Raw genomic sequence first — 576 nt, 5'->3', positions numbered from 1 at the left:
ATGTCATATTGAAAATTGGAGCGGAAGACGGGATTCGAACCCGCGACCCCAACCTTGGCAAGGTTGTATTCTACCACTGAACTACTTCCGCAAGACATGTATGAGTTATTTAATTAAAAGTGCGGGTGAAGGGAGTCGAACCCCCACGCCAAAGGCGCCAGATCCTAAGTCTGGTGCGTCTGCCAATTCCGCCACACCCGCATATTAATTTATTTAAGAAAAATGGGGCGACTGATGGGAATCGAACCCACGAATGCCGGAGCCACAATCCGGTGCGTTAACCACTTCGCCACAACCGCCATGATTTCTGGTGCCGACTAGAGGACTTGAACCCCCAACCTACTGATTACAAGTCAGTTGCTCTACCAATTGAGCTAAGTCGGCTAAATGGTGGAGGATGACGGGATCGAACCGCCGACCCCCTGCTTGTAAGGCAGGTGCTCTCCCAGCTGAGCTAATCCTCCATTTGCCTGGCAACGTCCTACTCTCACAGGGACAAGGTCCCAACTACCATCGGCGCTAGAGAGCTTAACTTCCGTGTTCGGTATGGGAACGGGTGTGACCTCTCTGCCATCA

Annotated in this window: 5 tRNA genes and 1 rRNA gene; all 6 read right to left on the bottom strand. The window is 51.9% G+C overall.

The window, feature by feature from the left end:
• Positions 1 to 16: 16 nt before the first annotated feature.
• Positions 17 to 91 (bottom strand) — tRNA-Gly (locus tag PDQ40_RS28095).
• 29 nt (positions 92 to 120) lie between these two features.
• Positions 121 to 201 (bottom strand) — tRNA-Leu (locus PDQ40_RS28090).
• 22 nt (positions 202 to 223) lie between these two features.
• Positions 224 to 299, bottom strand: a tRNA-His gene (locus tag PDQ40_RS28085).
• 9 nt (positions 300 to 308) lie between these two features.
• Positions 309 to 384: transfer RNA gene (locus PDQ40_RS28080), tRNA-Thr, on the bottom strand.
• 4 nt (positions 385 to 388) lie between these two features.
• Positions 389 to 464: transfer RNA gene (locus PDQ40_RS28075), tRNA-Val, on the bottom strand.
• Between the two features lie 4 nt (positions 465 to 468).
• Positions 469 to 576: ribosomal RNA gene (rrf, locus tag PDQ40_RS28070) — 5S ribosomal RNA — on the bottom strand; the annotation flags it as partial.

The organism is Bacillus cereus group sp. Bc061 (genome assembly GCF_027715825.1).
Lineage (GTDB): Bacteria > Bacillota > Bacilli > Bacillales > Bacillaceae_G > Bacillus_A > Bacillus_A paranthracis.
Note: the sequence above shows the minus strand (reverse complement) of the source record. Positions and strands in the feature narration are given on the sequence as shown.